Below are 14576 nucleotides of genomic sequence, written 5' to 3' on the forward strand. Positions count from 1 at the left end.
TCATCCCGCCTTGGCGGCCTTCTTCTCCACGGCGGCCCAGTCTTTGACGCGAAGCTCGATGCTGGCAAGGCCATTGTAGGTGTCCAGACGCGGCGTGAAGGCCAGGGTCAGCTTGCGACCCGTGACGTCGGCCCCGATCTCCTCGGCCATGCGCCAGGCCTTGGCGCGCAGCGTCACGGCGGCGTCGGGGTCGCGCACTTCAAGAATCACGTGGTTGGCCCCGAACACGCGGCGGCCTTTCACGTCCAGGGGCGGCGAGCTGAACACGGGTTCGGGGTTGCCGCAGCCGAAGGGTCCGAGCAGCGTAAGCTCCTTGAGGAGTTCCTGATGAATGTCCTTGAAGGAGAGCTCGCCGTCGAGGCGCAGCGTGGGGGAAGGGGAGGTCGTGCCCAGTTGTTCGGCCACGGCTTTCAGGAAGTCGGCGCGCAGGGCGTCGAGGTTTTCGGGCGCGAGACTTAACCCCGCTGCCTGATGATGCCCGCCGAAACCGAGCAGATGCTCCTGGCAGGCGGAAAGGGCGGCGTGCAGGTCCACCTCGGGGATGGAGCGCCCGGAGCCCTTGAGCTTGCCGTTGTCCGCCGTAATGATGAGCGTTGGCCGATAGTGGGCGTCCACCACGCGCGAGGCCACGATGCCGATGACGCCTTGGTGCCAGTGCGGCGCGTGCAGCACCATGGCGGGGTTGCCGGACTGGGCCTGCGCCTGGGTCAGAGCCTCGCCGGAGATGGCGTCCTCCTCGGCGCGGCGCTGGACGTTCAGCTCGTCGAGGGCCTTGGCCAGGGGGCGCGCGGTGTCCAGATCGGGTGCCAGGAGCAGGGCCAGGGCCTCCTCGGCGCGGTTCAGGCGTCCTGCGGCGTTTATGCGCGGGGCCAGGCCGAAGGTGACCTGGGTGGCTTCGAGCGGGGCCTTGGGGTAATAGTTCGAGGCTTCCTTCAGGGCGAAGATGCCGGGCCGGGCCGCGTCCGCCAGGAGCAGCAGGCCGTTTTTCACGATGATGCGGTTCTGCCCGGTCAGGCTGACCACGTCCGCCAACGTGCCCATGGCGGCCAGATCCAGGAACTGGCGCACGTCGATATGCTCGCCCGGCAGCATCCGGTTGAGGGCGGCGGCCAGGAAGAAGGCCACGCCGACGCCTGCCAGGTCGCGCCCTTCGTTGTCTGCGAGCTTGGGGTTGGCCAGGGCCACGGCGTCGGGGAGTTCCGGTCCTGGCAGGTGGTGGTCGGTGATGACCAGCGAGAGCCCAAGCTCGCGGGCGCGTTTGGCCTCGGCCACGGCGGTGACGCCGCAGTCCACGGTGAGCACCATGTCCGTGCCGGATTCGGCCAGTTTCTCGAGGCCTGGGATGCTCAGGCCGTAACCCTCGTCCAGGCGTGCTGGGATGTAATGGCCCACGCTGAAGCCGCGCCGAGCGAAGAAATCGGAGAGCAGCGCCGTGGAGGTGACGCCGTCCACGTCGTAGTCGCCCCAGATGGTCAGACGCTTTCCAGAGGTCAGGGCTGCGGCCACGGCCTCGGCTGCCTGGGTGAGGCCGGGGATGTCCCCAGGCGGCATGAGGTGGCGAAGGCCGGGACAGAGAAAGAAGTCCATGGCCTCCGGGGTGGAGAGGCCCCTGTTCCAGAGGAGCTCTGCCAGACGCGGGGAAACGCTCAGGCTGGCGGCCCAGTCTTGCAGTACGGGGGGCGCAGGGGTTGCGGCGCGGGAACGCCAGATTTTTCGCACGAAATACTCCTTGAAGAACTGTCCGCCGATGGCGCGGCCTGGCAGGCCCGCGCAGGCGCGGATTCGGAAAGGGCGTTCGGCAGGGTCGCAGGTTGGCGCGCTAGTGTGGCGTCCTCAAATAAATGCGCATTTATTATGAAGATAATAATTTGGAATTATTATTTTTATCCTTGCAAAACATGTTCATGTTTTTCAAGGACGCGACTCTAGGCGGCGAGCCCGGCGGCGAAGAGGCCCGGATCGTGTTGCAACAGCAGGGCTTTGACCTGTTCCAGCATGTCGGAATCGCTCAGATGAAATTTACCCAGCACGTCCCGCCAGGGACAGTGCACGAAGGCTTCCGGTTCCGCCACCACATGGGCCATGGCGTCGGCCACGCAGAGCACCAGGGCTTCGCGCCGGTGATTGGGCGAATGCATGGGCGCGTGGTGCCAGTTGACCGGCTCGGTGATGTCCTCGGGCAGATTCCAGGCCCCGAGGACCATGGACCCAAGCACCCCATGCTCGATGCCCCAGTAGTCCTCCTCGGCCTCGGAGTAGGACACGCGCTGCTCGCGGGTGAGGGCGTCGATGGCGCGCCAGTCGTCGGAGCGGTGCAACGCGGTGAGCAGCTTGCCCAGGTCGTGCAGCACTCCGGCGGTGAAGAGGTTGTCCGCGTCCACGCTGCCCATGAGCGGCGCCAGATGGCGGGCGATGATGGCCACAGAGAGCTGATGCTGCCAGTAGCCGCTCACGCCGAATTCCTTGGGGAAGTTCTTGTGCTGGGTCAGGGCCTTCACGCCCACGGCCAGCACCAGGGAGCGCACCTCGTTCAGCCCCAGCACGGCGATGGCGCGGGGCACGGTGGTCACCTCCTGCTGCAGGCCGTAAAAGGCGGAGTTGGCCATGGTGAGCACCTTGGCCGTGAGCCCCTGGTCGCGGCTGAGGGTGTCGGCGATCTCCTCCAGGGGCGTGGAGGATGTCTGGCCGGTCTGGCTGTAGAGGGTGGTGAGCAGGGCCGGTGAATAGGGCAGGTCATGCCGGAGTCCGGGCAGGGCGAGGAGAAATTGCTGGCCGTGCTCTTGGCTCATGGACGCTCTCAGGCGGAACCGGGTGAGCCGGGCGTGGATTCCGCAGGCAGCAGGTCGCGCACGCCGGGCAGGTCGATGGAGATCTGGTTCTGGTCCACGAGGTATTTCACGAAGCGCCGGGCTTCGTTCAGCATCGGGTTGAGCGCCAGGGCCTTTTTCAGGTATTCCAGGCACTCGCGGGCTTCCTGCTTGTCGAAGTAGGCCCGGGCGATGTTGTACATGAGGTTCTCATCGGACTCGGTGAGGCTTTCGGCCTTGCGGTAGTAGTCCAGGGACTGGTCGAGCATCTTGTTCTTGCGCAGGCTGATGCCGAAATCGTTGAAGAGGTGCTTGTGCTCGGGCTGGAAGGCCGCGTCCAGGCGCACCAGGCGCTCGAAGATGTCGTTGGCCTTGTGGGCTTCGCCCCGGTCCAGGTAGGTCAGGCCCAGGCCGAAGTTGGCCTTGACGTTTTCCTCGTCCACCTTGAGGGCCTGGTTGAACTCCATCTCCGCGCTGAACACCTCGCCCTTCTCGCGGTGGCGTTCGCCCTTCTGGATGGTGCGGCTCAGCTCCTGGAGCTTGGGATACACCGTGGAGATGTAAAACTCTGGTTCCGGCGCAAATTTGGCCAGCAGATCCTCAATGGTGATCTTCCGCTTGGGGCCGGAGGGGATGTAGTTCTTGTTGAGAGGCTGGATTTCCAGCAGGTTCTCCTCAAGTTCGTCCACGAACCAGTAGGTTTTCTGGATGGTCTTGCGCGTGGTGGTGCCGGTGCCGACCTTCTGGATGGACTGGGTCGAAAAAATGCCTTTAATCCTCTCCCGCGCGCGGTCGGAGGATTTCAGGGAGTTGGATGCAGTATCCGGATTGTCAGATTCATTCATGCAAAGGACTCCGAACCATCAGTGCGATTCTGGACTCCCATCAGGCGAGCCTCTGGCACAACACGCCTTACACCACGTCCCTATCTACCCTGAACAGTTCACAGACGCAAGAGTCGCCTGAAAACGGCTCCCTACTCCCAGGTGCCCACCACGGACTCCACCAGCCCGGGATGCAGGTCCGGATGCGACCGCTGCGCCAGATACACGGCGCGCAGTTCGTCGTACGCAGTGTCCAGGTTGTCGTTGACCACTATGTGGTTGAACCAACCGGCCTGCGCCACTTCGTTTCTGGCGTCGGCCAGACGCCTGGCGATGGTCTCCGGCGAGTCGGAGCCGCGTCCGGTCAGGCGTCTTTCAAGCTCCTGGCGCGAGGGAGGCAGGATGAACACGGTGTTGCCGAAGCCAAGGTTTTCTTTCAGGGCCTTGGCTCCCTGCACGTCGATGTCGAAGAGCACGTCGCGCCCGGCGGCCAGCATGTCCAGCACGGCCTGCTTCTGCGTTCCGTAGTAGTTGCCGTACACCTCGGCCCACTCGGCGAAGTGGCCCTTCGCGATGCGCGCCTTGAACTCCTCCACGCTCAAGAACTCGTAGTCGACGCCCGGCCTGTCGCCGGGCCTGGGCGCGCGGGTGGTGCAGGAGATGGAGAACCCGGCCTGGGGGAATTCGGCCAGGAGCCTCTTGATGAGGGTACTCTTGCCCGCGCCCGAGGGGGCGGTGATCACCAGGGCGAGGCCCAGGCGCTTACTTGGTTTCATCGTCCTCGTCCTGGCTGAAGCGTTGCGAGATGGTCTCCGCCTGGATGGCGGAGAGGATCACGTGGCCCGAATCCGCCACGATGATGGAGCGGGTCTTGCGTCCCTGGGTGGCGTCCACCAACAGGCGGGACTCCTTGGCGTCCTCGCGCAGGCGGCGCATGGGCGAGGACGCAGGGTTCACGATGGCCACCACGCGCGAGTTCACCACGTAGTTGCCGAAGCCGATGTTGAGCAGTCCTGTCTTCTGCACGCTCTTCCCCTACTCGATGTTCTGAACCTGCTCGCGGCACTTTTCCAGTTCGCCCTTGAACTCCACCACGATGCGGCTGACCTCGATGGACTGGGCCTTGTTGCCGCAGGTGTTGATCTCGCGGAAGGCCTCCTGCATCAGGAAGTCCAGGCGCTTGCCCACGTCGCCCTTCTGGCCCAGCAGTTCCTTGATCTGGTCCAGGTGGAAGCCCAGGCGGGTGAGCTCCTCGGTGACGTCGAGCTTGTCGGTCATCACCGCCAGCTCCTGGAGGATGCGCTCTTCAGAGGGCTCCACGCCGAGCTTTTCCAGAACGGAGGTCAGGCGGGTGCGCAGGGCCTGGAACTTCTCTTCCTTCACCTTGGGGGCCAGCTTCTTGATCTCGCCGTGCCAGACCGCCAGCTTCTCCAGGCGGCGCAGGATGTCCTGGGCCAGGAGGCCGCCCTCGCGGTCCCTGGCCACGTTCAGGTCCTCGAGGGCCTGGGCCAGACCGGAGGTCAGCGCTTCCATGAGCTCCGGCGGAGCGTCCTTCATGCCCTCCTGCCACAGGTGGGAGATGGTCATCAGACGGGTGTAGTCCGGGGTGAACTCGTGGCCCATGTCCGTCGCCAGGTCGGCCACGGAGCGGAGCATGGCCTGGGCCAGGGGCTTGTTGAGGGAGATGTCCAGCACTTCGGCGCGGTGCGGCTGGAAGTTGCAGGACACTTCCAGGCGGCCCCGGTCCGCAAAGCGGCGCACGACCTTCTCCAGGTCGGGTTCGCTGGCGCGCAGGAAAAGGGGCAGACGCCACTTGAGGTCCAGATAGCGGCTGTTGACCGAACGGGCCTCCCAGACCACGCTGGCGTAGGAATTCTCGGTGATGGAGCGGCCGAAGCCGGTCATACTCTTGGGCATGGGTGTCTCGCAGTCCGCTTGCGCTTGCCGGGTCGGCGCGCGTCGCGGTTGATGTGTCGTTTCAGGGCAGAACGCGCGGCGCGAGAGGCTCGCCCCTGCGCTGCGCGTCGGTCAGGATAGCGCTTCCGCCCCGCCTTCGTAAAGTGTCGCGAAGCGTGCGCGCCAAAATTGATTCGCCGGACGTCAGGCGGGCTCCACCAGCAGCGCCCCGTCCCGCACGCCCAGGGGACGCACGGGCAGGAGCCCTCCCCAGGGAACGGGCGAGGGGCGCTCCAGCCTGCACTCCACATAATATTCGCTTGAACCGTTCAGGGCCTGTTCCCCCTCCACGGCCATCACGAGGTGCGCCAGGCCGGCGATTTCCTCCAGATACGCACGTTCCAGGCGCTCCAGATCATCCCGCAGGATCGCCGCGCGGCGTTTTTTCTCCTCCTTGCCGAGCTGCCCGGCAGCCTTGGCGGCCAGCGTGCCGGGGCGTCTCGAAAACGCGAACACGTGGGCGTACCCCAGGCGGGCAGTCAGGCAAAACTCCCGCGTGGCCTGGAAGGCGGATTCGGACTCGCCCGGGAAACCGGTCAGGATGTCCGCTCCCAGGGCGGCGTGCGGCCAGAAGGTTCGCACTTCGCCCAGAAAATCCAGCACGGAACGGGGCTGGTAATGCGCCCGCCCCATGGCGGCCAGCACGCCCGGGTCGCCGCTCTGCATGGAGAGATGCAGGTGCGGACAGGTCATGCGCGAAGCGGCCAGCACCTTAAGCGCTGGCGCGCCCAGCATGCCGGGGTCCAGCGACGACAGGCGCAGCCGGGCCGCCCCGGCCCATTGCGGTGAAAGATCGGCCTCCAGGCGGGCCAGCAGGGTCCAGAAATCGCCGCCGCCGTCGAACTCGTACTGCCCGAGATTGATCCCGGAGAGGATAAGTTCCCGGTGTCCTGAATCCAGGAGCAGGCGGGCCTCGCCCAGGATGTCCTCATAGGGGCGTGACCGGGCCGGGCCGCGCGCCCGTGGGACGATGCAGTAGGTGCAGCAGTGCGAGCAGCCGTCCTGGACCTTCAGGATCGGGCGGGCCCGCCGGAAACGGCTGATGGAGAAGTCCGGCCAGGAGCCCCGCGTGGGCGCGGCAGCATCGGCGACGTCCGGCAGGACGCACCCCGGCGACCATGCCCCGAGGCCTGGCTTGGCGGATTGCGGCACCACGACCTCCACGCCGGGAATGGCCGCAAAGGCCCCGGCTTCAACCTGGGAGGCGCACCCCGTCACCAGCACCCTCGCTCCGGGAGCGGCGCGCACCAGGCGGCTGACCGCGCGGCGGCTGTCCGCCACTGCCCCGGACGTCACCGCACAGGTGTGCACCAGCACCACGTCAGCCAGCCCTGCGCCGCCTGCCTCCCGCCAGCCCCGCTCTTCCCAGCGTTCGCGGACGGCCTGGGATTCGTACTGATTGATCTTGCAGCCCAAAGTATGAATGTGGAACCGCGTGCTTGATCCGTGTTTTTGGCCCGGCACCGTAACTTTTTCCTCCGTGCGTGCATCGTCTTAATGGGTGAGCGAGGCCCCTCCTATAGTATCCGGGTGCTGTCGTGAAGCCGACGGGAATGAGTCCCGTTATCAGGACAAAGTCCTATTGACGGGACAGGCGTTCACCGCATACAGGACTGGAAACAATCCCACAGATTGACACGCCTCTCCAATACGCTGAAATACAAGAACTTAAACGATGGGCACAATTCTTGATATACACGTAGCATGAACAGCCTTCCCCGCCCCTTCGGCCCCCTGACCAACCTGCGCAGCCGCGATGTTTTCCTGCGCCCTCTCTACGAACTGGAGAACCGCGCGCTGGCGGGAATCGAACTGAGCTTCGCAGGCCTCGCGGCAGGCTCCTGCGTCAAGCCCGAGACATTGGCCGGAGTGCTGGAGAGCATCCGGGGCTCGCTTGCGCCTGAAGCGTTCGTCTGCGTCAGCCTTGGCGAGAACGAGCTCTCCGACCCGACCTACCCCGAAGCCCTGGCCTCAACCTTCGCCAGAACGCGCTCCGGCACGTCCAACATATGCCTGTTTTTCGAGGACGCCCTGTTCCCCAGGCTGGGGTTCGCCGCCATGCAGCAGTTCGTCCGCTTCAAACGCCTGGGATTCCGCCTTGGCGTGGACATCATAAACCTCCAGACGATCCCGGCCCTGATCGTCGAACGGCTGCCCGCCGACGTGCTGCGCCTGGACCCTCTGGATGCGCTGGCCCTGCCGGGTGATCCGCAATCGCTGCGCGACATCCAGGATTTCAGCAGCTTCGCGGCCAACCTGCTCATGCTTCCGGCCGCGAGAGGGGTTCGCAGCCAGGGCCAATTGAACCTTTTGCGCGACATGGGAGTGCGAATCGGACAGGGGCCTGTATTTTCCGATATTGCCCCAACCAGTTATCCATCCTAATTCGGCATCCCCATGCGGGAAGACCCCTTTTCTAAACTCTTTGTCATGTTCTCTTTTCAAAAGCCAATGTAAAATTAAAATTTCTATTTACAAATAATGTGAAATAGCTAAGATTCCCTCCGCTACCTATAGTAGACTGCTGTACCCGGAATTGAAGGAGACCTCATGGACGACTATTTGAAAGAATCCCTGGAGATTGTCAGGGCGCAGGCAAAAGTAAGGGTTATGACCGCTCAGGAGATCGTAACCATGGTTTCCAACCTTGTGCTCGGCCTCAAAGCCGTCATGCAGGGCGCCTCCCTGCCTTCCGCGCCCGTTGCCGCAGAAGACGCATCCGGCAAGCCCCTGGATCCCAAGAAGGCCATCCGCGAGAAGACCATCATCTGCATGGAAAGCGGCAAGTCCATGAAGGTCATCACCAAGCGCCACCTGGCCAAATACGGACTGACCCCGGACGAATACCGCGCCAAATGGGGCTACGCCAAGGACCTCCCCCTGGTCTGCAAGGAACTCCAGCGTGCCCGCCGCAAGAAAATGCAGGACATGCGCCTCTGGGAACGCCGCAAGAAGGACTAATCCCTCTTTCGGACCGCATCTCTGTTTCTCCCCTCGGCGCGGCAGCAGGCCCCTGCGGCCTCCCGGAGTCCCCCCGCTCCAGTCCGCGCAATGAGTCCCGTCTCGCCCGCAAAAGCCCTCGCGATTTTTCGCGAGGGCTTTTGCACATGAATTCCGCACGCTACGGGTTTCGCCCCCAATATTGCCCCATTTGGCCCTTTACAGCCTTATTTTACCGTGGCAAGGACCATACTACAGAAAAAGCAGCCCTCCCACTCGTCTCCCGGAGGTGAACCATGCCCGCTCCTTCCGTTCGTTTTGATCCTTCGCTTCTTTACGCCGAGTGCAGCCGATGCAAGGCTCCGGTGCTCTGGCTCGCCAACCCCAGCGAAGACCTGCTCTGGATGGGGATACCGGCGGGAAGCCTCGATGCCGACTGCCTCCTCCTTTATGAGGGATGCCCCAACTGCTGCCCCGAAAAGAAAGCATATGAGGCTCGCTTCATCAGGTTCGGGCACCGCAGGGAGCTCCCGGCCTCGCACTGACGCCGACGCCTTGACGCATGGCCGTTGAGCCGTTCTCCTGGCGCACGCGCCATGAGAGCGGCCCCCGATGTCGGGCGGCCAAGACGCATGAGGAAGTTCTGACACCTTAATCGATTCATTCCAGGCTGACAGAGCTACGCTTGCCGCTCCTGCGCCCTTAGTACGCTGCCCGGTCGCAACCTGCCTGCCCCTCCCTCCTCCGTCGGCTATTCAGCAATCCAGCCTTGGATCTTCTGGGCCAGTGCGCCTTCTTCCGTCGATTCCCCATCTCCAGTTGACAGTGAAATTCAAAATCATTTATTTCCCTTTTCACCAGACGGGAAAATGCTGCGCAGGGCGACACAATCCACTATCAACCTGGAATGATTAGCCTGACCCATTGCGTACCAAGTCATTTTTCGTCAATTTATTACAAAAAAGTGAAAACATTTGCCTTGCCATGAAAAATGTTTCACTTTACACACATTGCAGTCGTGTTACGAAGAGAGGTTTTTCCGCATTGGTCGGCAACCTCACCAGCGTTCGCCAAGCACTGGATTTCCTTCGCAACCGATGCGGGCATGGTGGGGCTGTTCTCAGGTTTTCCTTAAAGAAATCCGCACGGACGCGGCAACACCCCTCCCTGGCCATGCCCATTACCGGCAGAGGCAATACGCAGACAACACGAGGAGGAGGAATCCCATGAAACGTCTTATGCTTTTGGCCTTGCTCGTCAGCTTCGCTCTCGGCGCCGTGGCCGCTCAGGCCGCCACCGAAGTGAAGATGACCGGCGACGCCCGTATCCACGGAACCTGGTTCCAGAAGCCCAACTACACCGGCTGGACCGGCGACGGCACCCAGACCAGCGACCCCTTCACCATCTGGCAGCGCTTCCGCCTGCGCACCGACTTCATCGCCAACGAGAACCTGAAGTTCCGCCTGGGCATCCGCGTCAACAACACCCCCTGGGGCAACGGCACCTACCGCGTTGACAACCCGGCCGTGTCCATCGACGTGTATCAGGCTTACCTGCAGTTCAAGTGGCCCAACACCGATGTCGAGTTCACCCTGGGCCGTCAGCCCTTCACCGTGGCCCACAGCTCCTTCTTCGCCGGCAGCTCCATCGTGCTGGACACCGAAGTGGCTGGCGCCATCGTGAACATCCCCCTGATGAAGGACACCGTGTCCGTCGTCGGCGGCTTCATCCGCTTCCTGGACACCAACCGCGACTTCGACCCCACCACCACCCAGGTGCCCGACGAGTTCGACGGTTACTACCTGAGCCTGCCCATCACCCTGGACGGCTTCTCCGCCACCCCCTGGGGCATGCTGGCCGTTGTCGGCCGCAACGCCAACTACGCGGGCACCGCTTCCGGCGGCGCTGGCTTCTACAATGCCAGCCTGGCCCAGAACCTGATGTCCGCCGGCACCTTCGCCCTGGCCCCCACCACCCTGCGCAACGCGCAGAACGTGTACTGGTGGGTGGGCAGCGCCTTCGAAGTGACCGCCCTTGATCCCTTCAAGTTCTACGCCGACGCCATCTACGGCGAAGGCAACGGCAGCGACCGCGCCAAGAACCGCCGCGCCGGCTTCTTCTTCGACGTTGCCGCCGAATACACCGGCCTGGACATGCTCACCCCCCAGATCGCCTTCTGGTGGTCCACTGGTGAAGACGACTCCCTGCGCAACGGCTCCGAGCGCCTGCCCCAGATCGCTTCGTCCTGGGGTCCCAGCACCTCCTTCCTGTTCGACAACGACCAGGTCTTCATGGCCTCCAACATGGGCGTGAACGCTGTCGGCTCCTGGGGCTTCTCCGCCTCGCTGAACAAGATGAGCTTCATGCAGGACCTGACCCATCGCCTGACCTTCACCTTCGTGAAGGGCAACAACTCCTCCCGTGGCCTGCGCACCGCCAACGCCATCCTGGGCTCCGGCGCCTTCTACCAGATGGGCCGCGACCTGACCACGAACGAGTACGTCATGGGCATCAACCTCGACAACACCTACGCCATCTACGAGAACCTGAACGCCCTGGCCAACTTCGGCTGGTCCCACGGCGACTTCGAGCGTTCCGTGTGGGGACGCCAGATGGTCAACCAGGCCAAGAACGGCGACGCCTTCATGGTGTCCGTCGGCCTGCAGTACAAGTTCTAGGACTCGTACCTAAGCTCAAGAGCCTCGCAGGCGGCCGGGACTTGTCCCGGCCGCCATTTTTGCGCCCGCAGTCCGGAAAACGGCGCGCTTGCCACCAGCCTCTGTTTCAGAGTATCGCCCAAGCATGTCTCGCACTGCCGTATCTCCCATCGTCCGGCTCACGCTCCTGGCAACCCTGGTGCTCCTGGGCCTTACGGGCTGCGCCAAACTGAGCGCCTCCCACCTCCAGCTCAAACCCTGGCAGGACGGCGGCTCCCAGAAGCTCTACGCCAAGTTCATGCACTTCGAATTCCAGACCCTGGCCAGCGACAAAGGTCTCGAGGTGAAGGGGACGGCCTGGCCCATCAAGGAAAACATCCCGCTTTGGGCCGACACGGTGGAGAACCTTTCCATCAGCGCCTACCTCTGCGACGAGCACGGCAACGTGCTGGCCACAAGCACGAAAAAGTACCCCACACAGAAGATCCCGGCAGCCGGATTCCCCGTGGACCTTCCGCTCAAGCACGGCGGCCAGCCTTCCGGCGGCTACTTCGTGACCTTCGGCTACAGCACCATGTTCACCGCAGCCAAGCCCCCCACCGCCGGAGGCCAAGGCAGCGGCGGCATCGCCGGGAACTACGTCTTCTTCGCCAACGAGCAGGCAGCCCTCACCAGATAATCCGCGCGGACGCGCCTTCGTCCGGTCACATTCCCGTCTCCATACGTCACCCAATCATCCGGGCAGCGTAACACCACGCCGCGCTCCTCGTGCTAGGCCCCTTGAAACACGAGGGGACACAGGCATGGACTACCGCAGCATCTTGAAGAGGGCAGCCCGATGAACATGGGCACATCTGCCCCCTGCGACGCCCTGTCGGGTTCCCCGTCTTCAGTCGCCACCGGATCGGCCCCAGCAGGCCGATTTTTCATTTCCAGACCCAGAGAGGAGGCCACTCCATGAAGATCGACATCCACGTCCATTCAAAATATTCCACGCGGCCCTCGCAGTGGTTTCTCCAGAAGCTCGGCTGCCCTGAAAGCTTCACCGAGCCCAAACGACTGTACGACATCGCCAGGCAGCGCGGCATGAAGCTGGTCACCATAAGCGACCACAACACCATCGACGGCGCTCTGGAGATCGCCCACCTGCCCGGAGCCTTCATCAGCGAGGAGATCACCTGCTACTTCCCCGAGGACGGGTGCAAGGCCCACGTGCTGGCCCTTGACATCGACGAGGCCATCCACCGCGACATCCAGAAGGTCCGGGAAAACATCTACGAGCTGGTGCCCTACCTGCGCGAAAAGAAGATCACCCACGTGCTGGCCCACCCGCTGTTCGGCGTGAACGACAAGCTCACCCCCTGGCACTTCGAGCGCATGCTGCTCCTGTTCTCCAACTTCGAGATGAACGGCACCCGCGACGCCTACCAGAACGACATCCTCAAGGACATCCTGGCGCGCCTCACCCCGGCGGACATCGAAAGGCTCGCCGAGCGTCACGGCATCGAACCTTTCGGGACCACCCCCTGGATAAAGAGCATCACCGGCGGCTCCGACGACCACAGCTCCCTGAACATCGCCAGCATGCACACCGTGGTGCAGGGCGTCTCCACCCTGAAAGAGTTCCTTGAGGGCATCGACGCGGGCTTCTCCAGGCCCGGCGGGCGCACCGCCTCCCCCAAGGCCATGGCCCACAACCTCTACTCCATCGCCTACCAGTTCTATAAGGCCAAGTTCAGCCTGGGCCGCTATGTGGAGAAGGACGTGTTCCTCACCTTCATGGACCGCTTCCTCTCCGGGGAAGCCCAGCGCAAAACCGGCATGATCTTCACCCTGCAATCGCTTCTGACCTCCGTGAAGCGCCGCTCGCGAAAGCCCGCCTCGGACTCCCTGCCGGACATCCTGCGCCACGAGGCCGAGGCCCTGATCCACGAGGACAAGGCCCTCTACGCCCTGGCCAAGAGCGGAACGCAGGGCTGCGGCCCCCTGGAGGACGAGTGGTTCCGCTTCGTCACCCGGGCCTCCAATAAGGTGCTCTCCGGCTTCGGCGACCGCCTGATGAACCAGCTCAGCGGAGCCAACGTCTTCGACATCTTCAACGGACTGGGCGCGGCGGGCGCTCTCTATACCGTGCTGGCCCCCTACTTCGTGGCCTACACCGTGTTCACCAAGGACCGCGTCCTGGCCCGCGAGGCCCACGCGGCGCTTCGCGGCGAACCCGCCGACAAGCAGATCAAGGTCGGGCACTTCACCGACACCTTCCACGATGTGAACGGCGTGGCCCTGACCCTGAAGATGCAGGTGAACATGGCTCACAAGCACGGCAAGGAGCTGCGCGTGGTCACCTGCGCCTGCGGCGGCGGGGAGGACATGCCGGGCGTCAGGCAGTTCGCGCCCATCGGCAGCTGCGAGCTGCCAGAGTACCCGGGCCAGACCTTCCACTACCCGCCCTTTCTGGAGATGCTGGAGTACGTCTACGAGCAGGGCTTCACCCACCTGCACTCGGCCACGCCCGGCCCCATCGGCCTGGCGGCGCTGGGCATCTCGCGCATTCTGAAATTGCCCATCTACGGCACCTACCACACCGCCTTCCCGCAGTACGCCAAGGTGCTCACCGGGGACGACGCCATGGAAGAGCTGATGTGGAAGTACATGCTCTGGTATTACAACCAGATGGACAAAGTGTTCGTGCCCTCGCAGGCCACCGGGGACGAGCTTGCCGCCAGGGGCATCTCTCCCGAGAAGATCACCCTGTTCACGCGCGGCGTGGACATCGAACGCTTCACCCCGGCCAAACGAAACGGCGTACTGAAACGCTACGGCCTGGAATCAGGCCCGAACCTCCTGTACGTGGGACGCATCTCGCGGGAGAAGAACCTGCACCTGCTGGCCGACGCCTTCCTGCGCCTGCGCCGCGCACATCCCGGCGCGAACCTGGTCATCACCGGGGACGGCCCGTATGCGACTGAGATGAAGGACAGCCTCGCAGGCAGGGGGGCGGTGTTCACGGGCTACGTCCAGGGCGACGAACTGGCCAGCCTGTACGCCTCCTGCGACCTGTTCGTGTTCCCCAGCACCACCGACACCTTCGGCAACGTGGTGCTGGAGGCCCAGGCCTCGGGCCTGCCGGTGATCGTCACCGCCCAGGGCGGACCGCAGGAGAACGTTGACCACGGCCGCACCGGCCTGGTGGTGGAGAGCGCGGACGCTTCCGGGCTGGCCTCGGCCATGGAAGAGCTGGTGCGCGACGAACCGCGCAGGCTGCGCATGAGCCGCGCCGCCCGCGACGCCATGGAGAAGCGCTCCTTCGACCGGGCCTTCATGCAGACCTGGGACCTGTACAAGTGCGCCTGCTGAAGCTCCGGACACGCTCCCAGGATTAAATCCGCGAG

12 protein-coding genes are annotated in these 14576 nt (G+C 63.7%); 5 read left to right on the forward strand and 7 right to left on the reverse strand.

From position 1 onward, the window contains the following. The 7 genes from recJ to G453_RS0114525 form a co-directional block, all read right to left on the reverse strand. Nucleotides 1–1719: a single-stranded-DNA-specific exonuclease RecJ gene (gene recJ / locus G453_RS24250; protein WP_051272456.1), complete on the reverse strand. Its 1719-nt coding sequence runs from the start codon at nucleotides 1717–1719 to the stop codon at nucleotides 1–3. A gap of 206 nt (nucleotides 1720–1925) precedes the next feature. Continuing rightward, a complete protein-coding gene (locus G453_RS0114500) occupies nucleotides 1926–2789 on the reverse strand; it encodes an HDOD domain-containing protein (RefSeq protein WP_027191639.1) in 864 nt (287 codons plus the stop codon). Between the two features lie 8 nt (nucleotides 2790–2797). Continuing rightward, on the reverse strand, nucleotides 2798–3652 hold the full coding sequence (locus tag G453_RS24255; protein ID WP_084502373.1) for a tetratricopeptide repeat protein: 855 nt from the start codon (nucleotides 3650–3652) through the stop codon (nucleotides 2798–2800). 131 nt (nucleotides 3653–3783) lie between these two features. Continuing rightward, the gene (gene gmk / locus G453_RS0114510; RefSeq protein WP_027191640.1) at nucleotides 3784–4407 is read right to left on the reverse strand and encodes a guanylate kinase; all 624 of its coding nucleotides are present in this window, start codon (nucleotides 4405–4407) and stop codon (nucleotides 3784–3786) included. Beyond that, a complete protein-coding gene (locus G453_RS28620) occupies nucleotides 4394–4657 on the reverse strand; it encodes a DUF370 domain-containing protein (protein WP_027191641.1) in 264 nt (87 codons plus the stop codon). Before G453_RS28620 ends, gmk begins: the two co-directional genes overlap by 14 nt. Before the next feature lie 9 nt (nucleotides 4658–4666). Next, complete coding sequence (locus tag G453_RS0114520; RefSeq protein ID WP_027191642.1) at nucleotides 4667–5548, reverse strand: YicC/YloC family endoribonuclease; 882 nt, start codon at nucleotides 5546–5548, stop codon at nucleotides 4667–4669. Nucleotides 5549–5731: 183 nt separating this feature from the next. Continuing rightward, nucleotides 5732–7051, reverse strand: a complete 1320-nt coding sequence (locus tag G453_RS0114525) for a MiaB/RimO family radical SAM methylthiotransferase (protein WP_027191643.1) — start codon at nucleotides 7049–7051, stop codon at nucleotides 5732–5734. 240 nt (nucleotides 7052–7291) lie between these two features. Here G453_RS0114525 and G453_RS0114530 point away from each other — a divergent pair, with 240 nt between their 5' ends. The 5 genes from G453_RS0114530 (at nucleotide 7292) to G453_RS0114555 (ending at nucleotide 14541) form a co-directional block, all read left to right on the forward strand. Next, a complete protein-coding gene (locus G453_RS0114530; RefSeq protein WP_027191644.1) occupies nucleotides 7292–7972 on the forward strand; it encodes an EAL domain-containing protein in 681 nt (226 codons plus the stop codon). A 165-nt stretch (nucleotides 7973–8137) separates the two neighbouring features. Continuing rightward, entirely contained in the window at nucleotides 8138–8548 is a 411-nt protein-coding gene (locus G453_RS0114535; protein ID WP_027191645.1) for a MucR family transcriptional regulator, read from the forward strand. A gap of 1205 nt (nucleotides 8549–9753) precedes the next feature. Then, on the forward strand, nucleotides 9754–11205 hold the full coding sequence (locus G453_RS0114545) for an outer membrane homotrimeric porin (protein WP_027191646.1): 1452 nt from the start codon (nucleotides 9754–9756) through the stop codon (nucleotides 11203–11205). 124 nt (nucleotides 11206–11329) lie between these two features. Beyond that, nucleotides 11330–11863, forward strand: a complete 534-nt coding sequence (locus G453_RS26480; protein WP_156920946.1) for a hypothetical protein — start codon at nucleotides 11330–11332, stop codon at nucleotides 11861–11863. A 278-nt stretch (nucleotides 11864–12141) separates the two neighbouring features. Further along, a complete protein-coding gene (locus G453_RS0114555; protein WP_027191647.1) occupies nucleotides 12142–14541 on the forward strand; it encodes a glycosyltransferase in 2400 nt (799 codons plus the stop codon). Nucleotides 14542–14576: the final 35 nt, after the last annotated feature.

This window comes from Fundidesulfovibrio putealis DSM 16056, assembly GCF_000429325.1.
In the GTDB taxonomy this organism is placed as follows: Bacteria; Desulfobacterota; Desulfovibrionia; order Desulfovibrionales; family Desulfovibrionaceae; genus Fundidesulfovibrio; species Fundidesulfovibrio putealis.

Bases quoted from the DNA above. Each gene is read 5' to 3' on its own strand.
- G453_RS0114500 (WP_027191639.1), bottom strand. From the start codon at position 2,789: ATGAGCCAAGAGCACGGCCAGCAATTTCTCCTCGCCCTGCCCGGACTC.
- G453_RS24255 (WP_084502373.1), bottom strand. From the start codon at position 3,652: ATGAATGAATCTGACAATCCGGATACTGCATCCAACTCCCTGAAATCC.
- gmk (WP_027191640.1), bottom strand. From the start codon at position 4,407: ATGAAACCAAGTAAGCGCCTGGGCCTCGCCCTGGTGATCACCGCCCCC.
- G453_RS0114520 (WP_027191642.1), bottom strand. From the start codon at position 5,548: ATGCCCAAGAGTATGACCGGCTTCGGCCGCTCCATCACCGAGAATTCC.
- G453_RS0114530 (WP_027191644.1), top strand. From the start codon at position 7,292: ATGAACAGCCTTCCCCGCCCCTTCGGCCCCCTGACCAACCTGCGCAGC.
- G453_RS0114535 (WP_027191645.1), top strand. From the start codon at position 8,138: ATGGACGACTATTTGAAAGAATCCCTGGAGATTGTCAGGGCGCAGGCA.
- G453_RS0114545 (WP_027191646.1), top strand. From the start codon at position 9,754: ATGAAACGTCTTATGCTTTTGGCCTTGCTCGTCAGCTTCGCTCTCGGC.
- G453_RS26480 (WP_156920946.1), top strand. From the start codon at position 11,330: ATGTCTCGCACTGCCGTATCTCCCATCGTCCGGCTCACGCTCCTGGCA.
- G453_RS0114555 (WP_027191647.1), top strand. From the start codon at position 12,142: ATGAAGATCGACATCCACGTCCATTCAAAATATTCCACGCGGCCCTCG.